This is a genomic window from Psychrobacillus sp. NPDC058041 (assembly GCF_042885655.1).
GTDB lineage: Bacteria > Bacillota > Bacilli > Bacillales_A > Planococcaceae > Psychrobacillus.
The window spans coordinates 1-15,109 of the sequence record NZ_JBHVRO010000018.1; the positions used below are offsets into that span (position 1 = coordinate 1).

Consider the following 15,109-nt stretch of genomic DNA (forward strand, 5'->3'; position numbering starts at 1 on the left):
GTTTATGAACGTGTTGATCAAGGACTTCCATTGAATGCTCATATTTTAAATGACTATAAACGAAGTGTATTAGAAGAGTTTTGGGGTATGTGGTTAGTAAAAGTTTTAACCTCCAATTTGATTGAAATTGTTGCAGGTTTAACATTCATGCTAAGCATTTTTAATAACTCAATAAGCAGGAGTGAATAAAACAGTTCAGTTTAGTGAACAACCCCACAGAATAAATATATATGAAAAGATAAGCAGTTATTTTTGTAAGGAGACACTCATATGAAAAAAATAATATTAAGTTTAGTTGTTATTATGTTAATGTTTTTTTTATTCAAATACCAGGCACCTATTATTAGTACAGGCGAAGCGATTCATAATGCAGAAAAATATTTGCTAAATCCACCAGAAGAGTGGAAAAACTCAATATCCTTCAATGGTTTAGAGGAAATCCCACCTGAGAATATTAGTGTGAATCTCACTTCAAAGCAAGGGTATTGGAATCAAATAACGAATAAAATGAAGTGGGAAGTTACAATTAAATACGATGGTCAAGCACCAACTATTGAGATGGACGCATACACTGGAGAATTTATAAATTTATATGGTCCATTAAATTAAAATCAACTCCTTGTTCAACTAGAGAAGCAGTTTAGTCGAAGAAGACAGTTCTATACTATAAATGAAAAATTAATGAAAAGCCAAAGGGGGATGACAACTTGAATATGCAATTTTTAAGTTTTTCTGAAAGACCATTTAAAGGCACTGAACTAATGATGCTCTATAAAGATGCAGGTTGGTGGGAAGAAAGAAAAGAGCAAGATATTGAAAAAATGTTAAAAAAAGATATATCAATTGGTGCGTGGATTGACGATAATCTTATAGGGTTCGCAAGAGCTGTTTCAGACGGGAAATTTAGGGCATACATTGAAGATGTAGTTATACATAATGAATTTCAAAATACAGGTATAGGAACGAAACTGGTATCAAAATTGTTGGACGAACTCTCTCATATTGATACTATTAGCTTATTTTGTGGAGAAGATTTAATTTCGTTTTACGAGAAAAATAACTTTAAGTTCAGTAAGTCTCAATATGTATTGCACAAAAAATGAAACATTTCTTCTCCAACTAATGCAGCAGTTTAGTGGAATAATAAGGTTTTTTGGAAATGTGTAGAATAAGTTAAAGCATGTAAACTTTTGAACAAAAGTGAAAGTGTTCTAAGGGTGCCTTACTTTCTGCTGGGACAGGCACTTTTATATTGAACTAACAAGAAGGTTTGTTGAACAAGAAGTTGGAGGGATAAGATGAAAGAATGGTTTGGTTCCGCAGCAATTTGTATTAATGAGGACAAAGAAGTTTTAATGGTAAAAAGCAGCTGCTGCTACGGAAAGTCAAGTAATTCAGGCGATTAATATGGCCGTATCTGTAATGGGAACTAACAAAGTACCCGAGCAATTATTGGTTAAAAGGTTAAATGAAATTACTGAAGGTAAGTTTATAAGTTAAGTTTCTTAATCATGAGCCTTGAAATATAGCAATATAGACAAACACCCACCTTGGGTGAAAATGAAGTCAGTTGGAGGAGATATTATGAATCATAATGAAGTTGCTGAAATATACGAAGCTTATTTAAGTCCACTAGTATCAGAGTTGTACGAGTTGGAAGGCTATGAAACAAGTCTAATTAATGCTCATGCCGGAGGGCGGAATGTCGTTTATAACTGTGAGAAACAGGGCGGCGCTAGTGCAAAAATACTCAGAATCGCCTATTTAAATGACAGGAGCCGAGAGGATCTGTTGGGCGAAGTTGAATATATCCAATATTTATTCGAGCATGGCGGTAGTGTCTCGAATGTGATCAGCTCCCGGAAGGGGAATTTACTAGAAGAGATCACTCATAATGATCACACCTTTTTTGTCTGCCTGTTCGAAAAGGCTAGGGGAAAAATGCTTGTAGAAAATCATTATCAGTATCGCGAAGGAGTTCCTATTACGGAATACTATTATAACTGCGGTAAAGTTCTCGGGAAGCTGCACCAATTGTCGAAAGGCTATGCACCTGTTCATCGCCGGTATAGTTTCTTTGATAAATACAATGTCGAGTATATCGATAATCTGATACCAGGTACGTTACCACTGCTTAAGGAGAAGATGGTAGAGCTCCTTAAAACCTTAGAAGGGTTGGACAAGAACTCTGAGTCTTTCGGTATGGTACATTTTGATTACAATGACGGTAATTATATGATTGACTTTGATACAGGACAAGTCACCGTATTTGATTTCGATAACTCTTGTTTCTGTTGGTATATGTATGACTTGGCAAATGTCTGGACGCTCGGATTAGGCTGGATACAATTCGAACCAGATGCCGGTAAACGAAAAGACTTTATGGATGATTATTTCAAAACAGTACTCGAGGGATATACATCTGAGACCAAATTCGAAGATTCGATGTTGAATAATTTGTCCTTATTTATCCAAATTACCCTCATGGAAAATATTATAGATGCATTCGAGGTCATGCGGAACAACGGTGAAGAGCTGAAGTGCGATGAGGAGTTGTCATATAGCATAAAATGTCTCGAAGAAGATATCCCGTATAAGGGATTTTTCCATGAAGTTTTCTCGTGCGAAGAACCTTTCGAGTGTGAGGAACGAAATATTTGATGGATATGGTTTAGGCATCGTAACATTTTAAGAGCGATTTAATAAAAACTAAAACGGGAGAGTGTAAATAATGAGTACGTTTATTCACAGAGTAGGGACTACATATATACCTGTCACAGATCCGGAAAAATCATCAAATTGGTATCAAGAGAAACTCGGAGCAGTTGAAAATTTTCGAAATGAGGATAAGGCGATTTTAGATTTAGCCAATCAAAGTTTCTTCCTTGTAAAGGCTAAGCCAGGAGAGGTTGCAAAATTTTCAGATTCTAATGGAAAAGAACATTTTACAATGACTTTCGAAGTAGATGGATATAATCGTTTAATAGAATTCCATAATTTCCTTAAGGAGCAGGGAGTCCGTGTAGGTGAAATTGAAGACCGTGGACATTCGGGAAACAATTTTGTTTTTTATGATTTAGAAGGAAATTTATTTGATGTATGGAGTGAACTAAGTCCTTCCTTTAAAGAATTGCATGGAGTAAAGTAATAAGAAAATTTGGTGTTACAGCGTTAGTTCATTATTGAATTAACGCTCTTTTTGTTGAATTGTTTAGCTAAAGCGGTAAGTTAGAGCTGCTGAAGCCGCCTTCAATTTTTCTGACTATTTGCCCATTGTTGGTAACGGCTCTTACATGATTCTTAAATCTTATATCAACATTAGTCAGAACCAAAAAGGCGATTCATCTCACGAAATGGGATAAATCTCCTTTTGTTTAATTAAGTTAGTTCAATTCCAAATGGTATGGCTACCTCATCCATATTTAATTTCGAATACTGGCGTTTTCACTTTACAACCCTAAGTTAATCATGATTTTCACCATATCTGATGAAATCGTCCAATAACGTTTTGAGTTGAAATGACGCTAACGAAGGCATGTGAATCGATTTGTCTCACAATTTTTTTCAAGGTTGTCAATTCCCCTACTACCGTCACACAAAATAAGACCGTTTTTTGATCATGGGTAAATCCACCGGCTGCATCCCACATAGTTGTTCCACGGTGTAAATTTAAATTGATTTCATGACTGACTTCTTCGCCGCTATTAGTAATGATAAGGACAGATACACGATTGACGTGACTTAAAATAATTTCATAAGTTTTCATCGTTGCAAACATCGAAATAATTGTGAATAAGGCAACTTCACTACCAAAAATAAAACCGGAAACGATAACAATCAGCACATTTACAACTAAACTGGCTTTTCCTATAGAAACATTTTTATATTTCGTAATAATTCTAGACAGAATATCTAGCCCTCCTTGCGATCCACCTCTTCTTAAAACAATTCCACATCCTATTCCATTAAGTATCCCGCCAAAAATTGCAGCTAGCATAGTATTTTTCGTCCATAAATGTTGAACGGGCAAGAGATACAAAAAAACAGATATTAAAATGATGGCAATCATCGTGTAAATACTAAATTTTGTACCTAGTAATTTATAGGCAAGGATCATTAATGGGATATTTAAAATAAAATAAAATACGCCAACATTAATCGGGTAAAAATGATGAATAAATTGAGCAATCCCAGTTAAACCACCAGATATTAATCCTGAGGGAATGATCAACATATTAAGTGCAACAGCAGAAACAAATGTACCAACAATTATTGAAAGAAGATCTAAACCAATTGTTGTACTTTTTTTCTCGGTAATTGACATATGTAAGCACTCCTTTAAAAGAATGGTGGATGATTCTGTTTTTCGATTATTTAAGTGACTTTAGAATTTAACTAAAACATCCATTCATCTATGTTGTATCTACAATCATTTTCTTATACATTCCACACAAAAGTGATCGATTCTTTTCATAAGAGGGATTTAGATTTGAGCTTAAAACAATTAAAAAAACAGAAAGAATTTGTTAGAAACCTCCTGTATCAGAAACTTTCATGATTGAAGGAGCATATAAAATAATCAAGCACTAATTCGTAATAAAAATACACTGCTCTATAATTGTTAGTTTAAATATAACAATTATGGGACAGTGCATTTTTGATTGTGTTAAAGATTTAAACAGCTATTGTGTGTTAGAAATATTCATGTTAGTTCAAACAAACGTGAATATTGTAATTTTCATGTTTGTTTCTGTCCCAGGGAACTACTAAATGGGTTTATGAAATTGGTAGGGGCTTATACCATCCGTTTAGGTGCGGATAGCCACACTTTATGGGCTTATAGCGCTACTTTAGGGGCAAATGGAATCGGTAGGGGCTAATGTCATCCGATTAGGTCACTTTATGGGCAAAGTGTGAAAAGACTCAAGAACAATATAAAGAAACCAGATTATAAAAATCTGGTTTCTTTATATATTTTAAAAGTTTTTAATTATACTGAACCATCTTGCTCAGTCGCTTGATTCATTCTCTGTTTTTTAGACTTCCTAAAATAAAGTAATTCATAAATACATGGAATGACTATTAGCGTAAGCAAGGTTGCCATAGCTAAACCACCGATAACTACAATAGCAAGACTTTGAGATACTAAGCTTCCTGTTTCTGCTTGTTTTAGTAATAGTGGAAGCATCGCACAGATGGTTGCGATTGCGGTCATGAAGATTGGTCTCATTCTTGTTGCTGTTGCTTCGATGAGTGCCTCGCGAATGATCATTTTTCGTTCATTTTGTTTTACTCGGTCTAAAAGTACGATCGCATTTGTTACAACGATACCGATTAGCATTAATGCTCCTAAAAGTGCTGTGATATCAACTGGAATTCCACTGATAAGAATTCCTAAAATAGCGCCAATTGCAGCTAGTGGTAGGGAGCAAAGAATAGCTATCGGTGCTTTAATCGACTTAAATGTGATGACCATTATTAAAAATACAATTCCGATGGAAACAAGCATAGTGAGAAATAGATCGGTAAAATCTTCTGCTTGTTGGCTACTTGATCCTCCAATTAGAACCTCCACATTTTTAGGTATATCCATGGCTTTCTTGTCTTTTTTATCGCCGAAAATCTCTACATTTACCTTATTCGATATTTCTGATAGCTTCGTAGGATCTACGGAAGCAGTAACACGAAGATATGCATTCCCATCTTTATGGAACTGATTGGTTGAACGCTCTTCACTTTGTAAATTTGCAATAGAAGAAACAGGGACAAGTCCAGTTTCAGTAATGACTTGGATGTTTTTCAAGTCTTTTGGTGTTTTTGTATCCAGTACAGGTTCTAGGTATACCATTTTTTGTTTGTCATTTAGTTTAATGCTACCGATTGGTGTTTTATTTAACATCACACCTAACTGTTGTGCAATTTGCTCCGTGTTTCCTTTTGTTGGATCTACAACAAGGGAGTATACGGTTTTCTTTTTATCTTGATTGGTCTCTACTTCTTCTACACCATCAATATTTTGTACTTTTTCTTTAATAGTTGTTGCCACTTTTTCGAGGTCCGCTACATTTTCACCGACTACATCAATGGTAATATTTGTACTTGCTCCTCCCATCATAAAGGAAGCAGTACTTACTTCTAAAAGTGCATCAGGATATTGATCCTTTTTCTTTTCTAGTTCTTTTACAATCAAGTCTGTATCTTTTTTATCGTCCAATAAAATATGGAAGCTTGCTTCTGTCGGTGATCCAACCTCACCATATTGCGCTGCTTCTGATGGAGAACCAACTTGATAAAATACATATTTAACTTTATCCATTGCTAGAATAGATGTTTCAAGTTCAGTTGTCTTTTCCTTCACTTCTTCTATTGGTGTATCATTCGGGTAATTCAAAGTAGCCATCACAAAGTCAGCCGAAGAGCTGTCAACGGCCCCTTTTGGAACGATAAAGTAGGCACCGATGGATCCGATAAACAGGAAGATGGAAATCGAGAAGATAATCCATTTGTGATTTAATGACCATGTAACTATTTTTGGAAACCTAACAACTGGTTTATGTTCAGGAAGCTTAGTATTCTTTAATAAGCCTGCACTCATGATCGGAACGACAGTTAACGCGACAATCAAAGAGGCAAGTAAAGAATACGTAACGGTTAAAGCGAATGGTAAAAGAAATTCTTGAAGTCCGCCATTTAATAAACTCATTGGTAAGAAAACGGCTACTGTCGTTAATGTAGAGGCAGTAATAGCTACTCCAACCTGCTTCGTGGCTTCAATAATCATTTGAGCTGAAAATTTCTCCGTTTGCATTTTCCGGAAAATATTTTCGATTACGACGATACTATCATCAACTAGACGACCAACTGCAACAGCCACACCGCCAAGTGTTAATATATTTAAAGTCACACCAGACCATGATAGTAGTATTAGGGTGAAGCAAAGTGATAAAGGAATCGATACAATAGTTATAAATGTAGTACGAATATTTCGTAGGAAAATCATAATGACAATTGTTGCAAATAATGCCCCAATAAGTACTTCCTTTATCATCGTTTGAACAGAATTTTTGACAAGATCAGCAGAAGAAATGTAAAGTACAGATTCCTGCTGTTTATACTTTTTATTGATAGCATTTGTCACTTTTTCCACATCTTTGCTAATCGTTACTGCATTTGAGTGACTATCCTTCGTGATGCTAATTTCTAAGCTATCCTTTCCATTGAATCGGTTTATGAAATTCGCATCTTTTGTTTCTTTAATGGTTGCAATATCTTCAAGCTTTACATTTGGTGCAACAGTTAATCCTTTCAGTTTTGCCATGCTTGTTACATCACCGATTACTTTAATATTACTTGTTTTTCCATCTATTATCTTTTCACCAACTGAAACAGCGGTGTTTTGACCATGAAGAATACCCATAACTGCTTGAAGAGGAATCTGCTTTTCAGCTAATTTTTCATCATCAATCTTAATGGAAATAATCGAATCAGTGATCCCATATACATCGACATTAGATATCCCTTTGATTTCTTGATAACGAGACAGAAGCTCTTCACGAGCAAAATCCATATTTTCTGTGGTCAAACCATCTTCAAAGGTGACGGCAATGTTAGCAATTGGAATCATAGAAGTATTGAGCTGTGAAATTATTGGTTTGGAAATATATACAGGCAAAGTCAGATTGCTTAATGCATCTTGTACATCCTGTTTTCCTTTTTTCATATCGTACCCTGACTCAAAGAATAGATCCACTTTGGAAAATCCGTCACCGGTTGTAGAATAGACGGATGTTTTACCATTCATTCCTCTAACGGCTCTTTCAATGGGAATGGTCACTTCTGATTCCATCGTTTTGGAATCTGTACCTTGACCCATTGAAATGATTGTTACTTGCGGATTGTCCGCTGAGGGTAAAAATTCCATTGGTAGTTTAAAATAACTGACCACACCTATAACTAATATTAAAATGGTCAATACAGTAACAGCTGCTTTGTTACCAAAAGCCCACTTAGTAAAACTCGACATAATAACACTCCTCCTAAAAATTCAAAAGTTTGATATAAAAATGAAAATAAATGCAAAATGAAACACGTACCGCTTACCAACTTCAAAAAATTTTAATCCAGAATATGTACTCCCTTCCTTCAACGTTTAAGTTGCCTCTTCATTGTAAAAAATGGCAACATATTCCGCATTGATCCTTAGAATTATATTTTTCTAAGACCTAAGACTTACTAATAGCTAACTGTTGAGTTTAATTTGTTATGAAATGTAAAGAAGGGATTAGAAATTTTTTCTAGAATCAAAGTAAGAACATATGTAAAGGGGGACTAAAAAATGAACTTAGTCGAAAGAATAGATACAGTTTGTTTGAAAGTGAGTGACGTTAACAAAGTAAGCCAATGGTATCAAGAAGTGTTGGGACTACAGGAGCAGTATAAAGAAAATCATTATGTCATTTTAAGTGTCGGAACGAGTGGGGTACCACTGACACTAGAAAAAGGCAGTACCGAGACGAATGAAAACACAGCGTATCCCATATTCTTTTCTTCGAATATTGAGCACACTTTCAATGTTCTGACTGAAAATGGAGTCAAAGTAACGGAGATACAAAAGGATGGATTAAATACTTTTTTTAACTTTTGTGATCTGGATGGAAACAAACTGCAAATTTGTTATTGGGAATGAATCTAGTAGGTGAGCTGATGGTTAGGGAGTGGGAGAGTTATTTCATGTGCGTTTCTATCTATTTTAGAAACGCACATTTTAGTACAAGCATTATTACATCTCGAAAGAGTAGGCTCTCTCTACTTTGCAAATTTTTACTGAGTAGTTCTTATACCATTCTTCTTTTCCTTTATTTTGAGCTACTTTGTGAGCAGAATTTTCTTTCCATGTCTTTATTGCGTCTAAGGATTCCCAATAAGAAACAGTAATCCCGAGTTCACTATCTCTAGCGCTCTCAATACCTAAAAAACCTGGTTCCTTATAAGCTAACTCCTCCATTTTTTGTGCCATTCTGCCATATCCGTTATCACCTTCAGTACGTTGTGAAGAAAAGATTACTGCATAGTACGGTGGTTGAGGAGCATTTGAAGTAATGGTCATATTTTAATCTCCAATCAAAAATATAAGTATATTTCATGTTTAATAAGAATTATGCATAAAGCTGTAGAAAGTTATTACTAGATTAAATAATCAGCTTTATTATTAGGGATGTCAACAGAATATTGGACATCTCTAATAGAGGATTTTGTATTTTAATGACGAAATAAATTGATAAGTAAAAGGTTAGGAGAGATATAGATGTTATTACAAAATGAGAAGTTAGTTGTTCGTCAATTAGAACAGAAGGATAGTTCTTTGTTAGCCAAATGGCTTTCTAATCCTGTTGTTTTAGAATTTTATGAGGGAAGAGACAATGCTTTTGACATAGATAAAGTAAAGGAGACGTTTTACAACCGTGAAGAAGGTGAAGTGAGATGTATAGTTGAGTATGAAAAACATCCAATTGGATATATACAATATTATGAAATAGATCCTGATGCGAGAGAGTTATATGGTTATGCAGATGTACCTGATGTTATTTATGGGACAGACCAATTTATAGGGGAAGTTGATTTTTGGAACAGAGGTATTGGCACACTATTAGTCAAAGCTATGGTGGAGTTTTTAGTAGAACAAAAACAAGCAGACAGAGTAGTAATGGATCCACAAACGAAAAACGAAAGAGCGATTCACTGCTATGAAAAATGTGGATTTAAAAAGGTTAAACTTCTACCCAAAAACGAACTTCACGAAGGTACATATCAAGATTGCTGGTTGATAGAGTATATTAAATAATATTCTATTTTGATAATGCATGTGAGATTGAACTTTACTGCCTTATATTAGAAAGGATGAACACTCATAAAAATATTAAGAGTTATATCGGCAGTTATTGGTATTGCAATTGCAGGTTATGGTCTAATTACTAAAAACTTTGAGTTCCAGTCATATATGCTGTTGTTCTTAGGTGTATTTATGTTGGTTACGGGGATTTTGGAACTACAAGCAAAACGGAAAACAAGTGGGATAATTTCTATCCTTGTAGCGTCATTTGCACTTTTTGTCGCAATTTATACTTTTTAAGCTTTCGTATGCGTTGTCCCAGAAGGGATCAACGCTTTTTTTTATGAATAAGCCGCCTCCCGCTCCAATCAATAGTGCAAATAAGAAAGAAAATATTCTTTGTCGAAATAATGAACTAGTACTAGAGATAGCAGAGCCATCTTTCACAAATCTTGCAGAGCTAGTTGAACTACTTTCAGCTTCAAATGAACATCTCTTAGAAGCAATGAGCGAACTATCCGAAGAAGATTGGCATAAAAATATGGAATCTCCTATTGGAGCATCAACACCTCTAGAGGCGGTTGGAAGACTAATGTACCATACGGGTATTCATGCTGGTCAGATCTCACTAATTCAGAAAAATGGTCATAGCCAAGTAGAATAATAAATATTTGTTTTGAAGGAATGCATAACTCTCACTATGGTTTCTTTGTATTAAATTGTGGGTACACTTTAATAAAAGACACTATAGGGGAGTAAGTGCAAAATGAATTTTATTACATCATTATTCGATTCACATTTTGATTTATATATACGATTATTTGCATCGACACTAATAGGTTTTTTTATTGGCTTAGAAAGGGCTATAAAAAACAAGCCAGCAGGCATTAGAACTCACATATTAGTATGTTTAGGATCGACATTAGCAATGGTCTTATCAACGCTAAACCAAGGACCAAGCATGGATCCTATGCGTTTAGCAGCTCAAGTAATTAGCGGAATTGGATTTCTTGGTGCTGGTGTAATTTGGGTTGATAAAGATAATGTGAAGCGGGGTCTTACTACTGCTGCAAATCTTTGGATTACTGCTTGTGTAGGTTTAACAATTGGTTATGGGGAATATGATTTAGCAATTATTACAGTAATATTAATGTTTGTTGCTATGAACTTACCAAGATTCGTAGAGAAAATGGGAATATTACCTTCAAGAGATAAAGAAGGCGATGATAGTGATGGGGAGTAGGACAAGTAGAAATTGTATTAGATATAAAGTAAAAAGCTACATTAACCACAGTCAGTGGTCATTGTAGCTTTTTATATATATAAAAGCGAAGGTAGATCATCTAGTTACTTATGATTGTCGTCAATTGCAAGGAATCTTCGCTGGATGTCCTTTTTGGGAAAGGTGATTTTTAATATTTCATTATTAAAAGAGGCTTTTGTTTCTTTTTCGGAAATTACATATGGAAGCGGGATAAAGTGCTCTCTTCGTTGAAAAAATTGTTTTCTTCCGGTGTGGGTCTCGTAATTGATTTCCTCAAGAATAGAGTCCTCCATACCAATTCTTAACTTGTTGCCGATGATCTCTAATTGAATCTGGTTACGATTGTAGCCTGGTAATTTTGCTTCAATTATCACTTCTGAATCTGTTTCATACGTGTCTATCCAGTGAGGATTAGCTGCAAGATGAGTGTTCATTTGCTTAAAGAATTGATTGAAATAGGAATCCACCTCATTGATCAAATTCCATAGTGAGAGTGGTTTAAATTCCATATCAGACATTTTAAAGATCTGATGGTTATTCTCCTTTGGGAGGTTGTCATTTCCAAAGGTCATTTTTAATCCTCCTTTTATAAATGATATACATGAAATAGATTATGTAGGAAGGGACAAATGGTAGTGGGCGATTTCTCTACTTTAGTAAATATGGCTGAACCTTTCGACAAGACACGAGGGACTGAAAAAGTGTATCGTAATAATTGCATATATAAAAAATATAGGAGGACAACAATGAATACTAAACACGAAAAAATCTTTCAATCTTTTACTTTTCCTTCAGGGATAGAAGTTAAGAATCGTATAATGATTGCACCAATGACCAATTATTCCTCCCTAGAAAATGGTGAAGTATCCGAACAAGAGCTAGCTTATTATAAGGAGCGATCAGGAGGTGTCGGAGCTTTTATTACAGCATGTGCTTATGTCAGTTTAGATGGAAAAGGATTTCCTGGACAATTCAGCATTGATGATGATTTTTTCATTTCTGGACTAAAAAAACTTGCTAAAACGATTCAATCGAATGGAACGAAAGCTATTTTGCAGATTTATCATGGAGGTAGACAATCACCACCATCGTTATTACCAGATGAGCAGCCTATTTCAGCAAGCGCTATCGCTGCAGAAAGGGAAGGGGCACCAATACCTAGAGAAATGACAGAAGTAGAAATACAAAATACTATTAAAGCATTTGGTGAGGCTACAAGACGAGCAATTGAAGCAGGATTTGACGGAGTGGAAATTCACGGTGCAAATACATACCTGTTACAACAATTCTTTTCTCCACATTCCAATCGAAGAGAAGATCGTTGGGGAGGGTCACTTGAAAAGAGAATGCAGTTTCCGTTAGCTGTAGTGGATTCTGTAAAAAAGTCAGTTGCAGAACATGCTAAATCACCATTTATTGTAGGGTATCGTATATCCCCTGAAGAAGGTACAAATCCTGGGATTTCGTTAGATGATACGCTTCAATTTGTAGATAGACTAGCAGATCAAGCACTCGATTACTTGCATGTATCTGTTATGCATTTCTGGAATGGTTCCTTCCGTGACAAAGGTGAATCCGAATCTAGGATTATTAAAATTCAAGAAAAAGTTGGTAGTCGTGTTCCTACGGTAGGAGTGGGTTCACTTCATACACCAGATGAAGTAGTAGAAGCATTAGAAACTGGAGTCCCTTTAATAGCATTAGGCCGAGAAATGCTCATGGAACCGAAATGGATTGAAAAAGTGGAAGCTGGTAGGGAAGACCAAATACGTACAACTCTATCTAAAAAAGACCAACAGAAATTAGTAATCCCTGACCCATTATGGCAACGTCTAATGAATGTAAAAGGTTGGTTGCCGGTAGAAGATTAATTCACATTTGAATAGATCTAAATGTGTGGCGGACACCTGGAAAAGGTATAAAATTAAATTGAAATAATGGTATAATAGATTGTTTATTGGTTTAGGAAGTTATGAACCTAATTGAAATGAAGGTATCCGAAACGTCATATAGTAAGAATTCGGAAACACTAACGGAGGTGTTAATATGAATAAAAAATGGACCATTGAAAATATCCGTGAGTATGTCAAGAAGAATTCAGACAGTGAATTACTCTCGAACGAATATATTGGTTATTCGCAAAAACTACTCTTTAAATGTTCTTGCGGAAATAATTTTGAAAAAACTTTCACTAAATTTAAAGGAAGCAATCAAAGAAGTTGTCCAGATTGTTTAGTACCTAGAACATCTCGTTAAATTATCTCTACATTAGAAATATCGTTTATAAAGATAAATACAAGAGAGCATTTTGTAAAAGAGCTACAATTACCGATTAGAAGCGGTAATTGTAGCTCTCAGATTGAAGACAAACACATTGTTCAAATCTTCTTGAATAATTTTTACCAAAGATTGAAAAATGAGGAACTGAATCTTTTATATCCAATCCTAAAAACCAACGGAAATCCACATTAACCTCTATGTCTTTAATTGTTTGCCTCATACTCTTAATACCATATAAATATTGAATTAATGGTAACTTGATTAATAAAACTGGATCTAAGCTAGGTCTACCATTACTTTCATCATATTTATCTTCTACTAATTCATAAATAAAATTGAAATCAACATACTTATCAATATCTCTTAACAAATGTTCCTGTGGAACTAGATCATCTAAAGAATAAAAACCAATTTGATCTCGTTTACTCATATCTTGTTTTTTCAACATCTAAATCAGCTCCATTTTACCAAGAAAAAAAGACAAAGTATCGAATAATCAGATACTTTGTCTACAGTCTCTGAGGTTGAGAAATTATTTTCTCAACCTTTTTATTCGGTATTTTTTTATTTTCACTCAAAATTTTCTACATTTAAACACTTAGTTTCACAGTAATAGCCTTTGCCGCCAACATAAACTTTTTCTATTTTATTCTTGCTATTGGTTGCTAATTTAACTAATATTTCGGAAGGCGAGTTTAAAGAATAACCTTGTTCAAATACATAGACTTCTTTTTGCAAGTTGTGCTGTTCATAAAGGTAGCAAGCTAATGCACCGTTTGAAGTTCCAGTCGCTGCTTCTTCATTGATGTCGTATAGTGGAGCAAAATTTCTGCATATAATTCGATTGTCATTAAAAGTATATAGATGCATCCCGACAACATTATAATATTTGCTGATTTCTTTAATTTTTTCAAAATTAGGTTGCAGTGCATGTAATCGTGTTTCGCTTTTTATAGGAATTAAAATATCTTTTAGGCCCGTGGAGACAATTTGAATTGGGTATTTATTGTCTATAGCTTTAATGTCAAAACAGTCGATGAACTCGTTTGGAGATACAACATCATAGAATATCGGTTTGTTTTGTTCCATGAATATGATGTCATCTTTTATGGTAATAGTAAGAACACCGCTGTTCGTTTCAATCGTATAGCGATTCCTGAAAAGTTTATTTAAATGCATCAGTATCGCGAAAGAGCCAATTGTGGCATGACCACATAAATCAACTTCTTCTTTTGGTGTAAAATACTCAAATTTATAATCAGCAATTTCAGATTCTGATATAAATGCGGTTTCCGCATAGCCCAGTTGTTTGGCTATTGCCATTTTTTGAGTAGTGGTCAATGTATTCTCAATAAATACCACTCCTGCTTTATTTCCGCCTTTATGATCCTTGCTAAATGCACTTGCAACATAAACGGATATTTTCATAAGACACCTTCCTTCCTCACTTATAGTAAATTGTAGCATAGAAGCACTACGTATAAATGTTGTTGGATAAATTTAGCATAAAGCGAGAGACAAACTATTTTTTAGCATCTGAACTCTCCAAAAATAGTTTGTCTACAGTCTGAGAGGTACAATTACCGATTAGAATCGGTAATTGTACCTCTTATTGATTGTATGAGAGGCTGCAACTCGAGCGGGAAAAGTGTACGCAGGTATCGCGGATCGCTAGGATAGAAAGCTTCCGTGTATTATGAAAATTAACAGTATAGGTTAAGAGGGTCATACAAATA

General features: G+C 34.8%; 17 protein-coding genes and 1 pseudogene. 12 read left to right on the forward strand and 6 right to left on the reverse strand.

Annotated elements, in window-relative coordinates:
• The 5 genes from ACFVR1_RS18775 to ACFVR1_RS18795 all read left to right on the forward strand — a co-directional run.
• On the forward strand, window positions 1-189 hold a 189-nt coding region (locus tag ACFVR1_RS18775), incomplete at its 5' end, for a hypothetical protein (protein ID WP_387586209.1).
• 81 nt (window positions 190-270) lie between these two features.
• Window positions 271-609: a hypothetical protein gene (locus ACFVR1_RS18780; protein ID WP_387586211.1), complete on the forward strand. Its 339-nt coding sequence runs from the start codon at window positions 271-273 to the stop codon at window positions 607-609.
• 104 nt (window positions 610-713) lie between these two features.
• Window positions 714-1,103, forward strand: coding sequence for a GNAT family N-acetyltransferase (locus ACFVR1_RS18785; RefSeq protein WP_387586260.1), 390 nt, complete (start codon window positions 714-716; stop codon window positions 1,101-1,103).
• Between the two features lie 481 nt (window positions 1,104-1,584).
• Complete coding sequence (locus ACFVR1_RS18790; RefSeq protein WP_387586213.1) at window positions 1,585-2,661, forward strand: phosphotransferase enzyme family protein; 1,077 nt, start codon at window positions 1,585-1,587, stop codon at window positions 2,659-2,661.
• Window positions 2,662-2,731: 70 nt separating this feature from the next.
• Window positions 2,732-3,148, forward strand: a complete 417-nt coding sequence (locus ACFVR1_RS18795) for a VOC family protein (protein WP_387586214.1) — start codon at window positions 2,732-2,734, stop codon at window positions 3,146-3,148.
• A 327-nt stretch (window positions 3,149-3,475) separates the two neighbouring features.
• Here ACFVR1_RS18795 and ACFVR1_RS18800 read toward each other — a convergent pair whose 3' ends face one another.
• Together ACFVR1_RS18800 and ACFVR1_RS18805 are read right to left on the reverse strand one after the other, a co-directional pair.
• Complete coding sequence (locus tag ACFVR1_RS18800) at window positions 3,476-4,324, reverse strand: YitT family protein (protein WP_387586216.1); 849 nt, start codon at window positions 4,322-4,324, stop codon at window positions 3,476-3,478.
• Window positions 4,325-4,990: 666 nt separating this feature from the next.
• Window positions 4,991-8,023: an efflux RND transporter permease subunit gene (locus tag ACFVR1_RS18805; protein ID WP_387586218.1), complete on the reverse strand. Its 3,033-nt coding sequence runs from the start codon at window positions 8,021-8,023 to the stop codon at window positions 4,991-4,993.
• Between the two features lie 312 nt (window positions 8,024-8,335).
• Here ACFVR1_RS18805 and ACFVR1_RS18810 point away from each other — a divergent pair, with 312 nt between their 5' ends.
• The gene (locus tag ACFVR1_RS18810; protein ID WP_387586220.1) at window positions 8,336-8,686 is read left to right on the forward strand and encodes a VOC family protein; all 351 of its coding nucleotides are present in this window, start codon (window positions 8,336-8,338) and stop codon (window positions 8,684-8,686) included.
• 93 nt (window positions 8,687-8,779) lie between these two features.
• Here ACFVR1_RS18810 and ACFVR1_RS18815 read toward each other — a convergent pair whose 3' ends face one another.
• Complete coding sequence (locus tag ACFVR1_RS18815) at window positions 8,780-9,106, reverse strand: antibiotic biosynthesis monooxygenase family protein (protein ID WP_387586221.1); 327 nt, start codon at window positions 9,104-9,106, stop codon at window positions 8,780-8,782.
• Window positions 9,107-9,304: 198 nt separating this feature from the next.
• Here ACFVR1_RS18815 and ACFVR1_RS18820 point away from each other — a divergent pair, with 198 nt between their 5' ends.
• The 4 genes from ACFVR1_RS18820 to ACFVR1_RS18835 all read left to right on the forward strand — a co-directional run bounded on the left by ACFVR1_RS18820 (window position 9,305) and on the right by ACFVR1_RS18835 (window position 11,072).
• Window positions 9,305-9,841, forward strand: a complete 537-nt coding sequence (locus tag ACFVR1_RS18820; RefSeq protein ID WP_387586223.1) for a GNAT family N-acetyltransferase — start codon at window positions 9,305-9,307, stop codon at window positions 9,839-9,841.
• Window positions 9,842-9,997: 156 nt separating this feature from the next.
• The gene (locus tag ACFVR1_RS18825; protein WP_387586224.1) at window positions 9,998-10,129 is read left to right on the forward strand and encodes a DUF3953 domain-containing protein; all 132 of its coding nucleotides are present in this window, start codon (window positions 9,998-10,000) and stop codon (window positions 10,127-10,129) included.
• 43 nt (window positions 10,130-10,172) lie between these two features.
• On the forward strand, window positions 10,173-10,493 hold the full coding sequence (locus tag ACFVR1_RS18830) for a DinB family protein (RefSeq protein WP_387586225.1): 321 nt from the start codon (window positions 10,173-10,175) through the stop codon (window positions 10,491-10,493).
• A 102-nt stretch (window positions 10,494-10,595) separates the two neighbouring features.
• Window positions 10,596-11,072 carry an MgtC/SapB family protein gene (locus tag ACFVR1_RS18835; protein WP_387586226.1) on the forward strand — a complete coding sequence of 159 codons (477 nt, stop codon included), beginning with the start codon at window positions 10,596-10,598 and terminating at the stop codon, window positions 11,070-11,072.
• A 104-nt stretch (window positions 11,073-11,176) separates the two neighbouring features.
• Here ACFVR1_RS18835 and ACFVR1_RS18840 read toward each other — a convergent pair whose 3' ends face one another.
• The gene (locus ACFVR1_RS18840) at window positions 11,177-11,665 is read right to left on the reverse strand and encodes an Hsp20/alpha crystallin family protein (protein ID WP_387586227.1); all 489 of its coding nucleotides are present in this window, start codon (window positions 11,663-11,665) and stop codon (window positions 11,177-11,179) included.
• Between the two features lie 174 nt (window positions 11,666-11,839).
• Between ACFVR1_RS18840 and ACFVR1_RS18845 the strand changes: the two genes are divergently transcribed.
• Together ACFVR1_RS18845 and ACFVR1_RS18850 are read left to right on the forward strand one after the other, a co-directional pair.
• Window positions 11,840-12,964 (forward strand): NADH-dependent flavin oxidoreductase, encoded by a 1,125-nt coding sequence (locus ACFVR1_RS18845; protein WP_387586228.1) that lies wholly within the window; start codon window positions 11,840-11,842, stop codon window positions 12,962-12,964.
• Between the two features lie 175 nt (window positions 12,965-13,139).
• On the forward strand, window positions 13,140-13,349 hold the full coding sequence (locus ACFVR1_RS18850; RefSeq protein WP_387586229.1) for a hypothetical protein: 210 nt from the start codon (window positions 13,140-13,142) through the stop codon (window positions 13,347-13,349).
• 121 nt (window positions 13,350-13,470) lie between these two features.
• Here the strand turns inward: ACFVR1_RS18850 and ACFVR1_RS18855 are convergent.
• Window positions 13,471-13,821, reverse strand: a pseudogene (locus ACFVR1_RS18855) (transposase); the annotation flags it as partial.
• 122 nt (window positions 13,822-13,943) lie between these two features.
• Window positions 13,944-14,801 (reverse strand): PhzF family phenazine biosynthesis protein, encoded by an 858-nt coding sequence (locus ACFVR1_RS18860; RefSeq protein ID WP_387586230.1) that lies wholly within the window; start codon window positions 14,799-14,801, stop codon window positions 13,944-13,946.
• Between the last annotated feature and the right edge of the window lie 308 nt (window positions 14,802-15,109).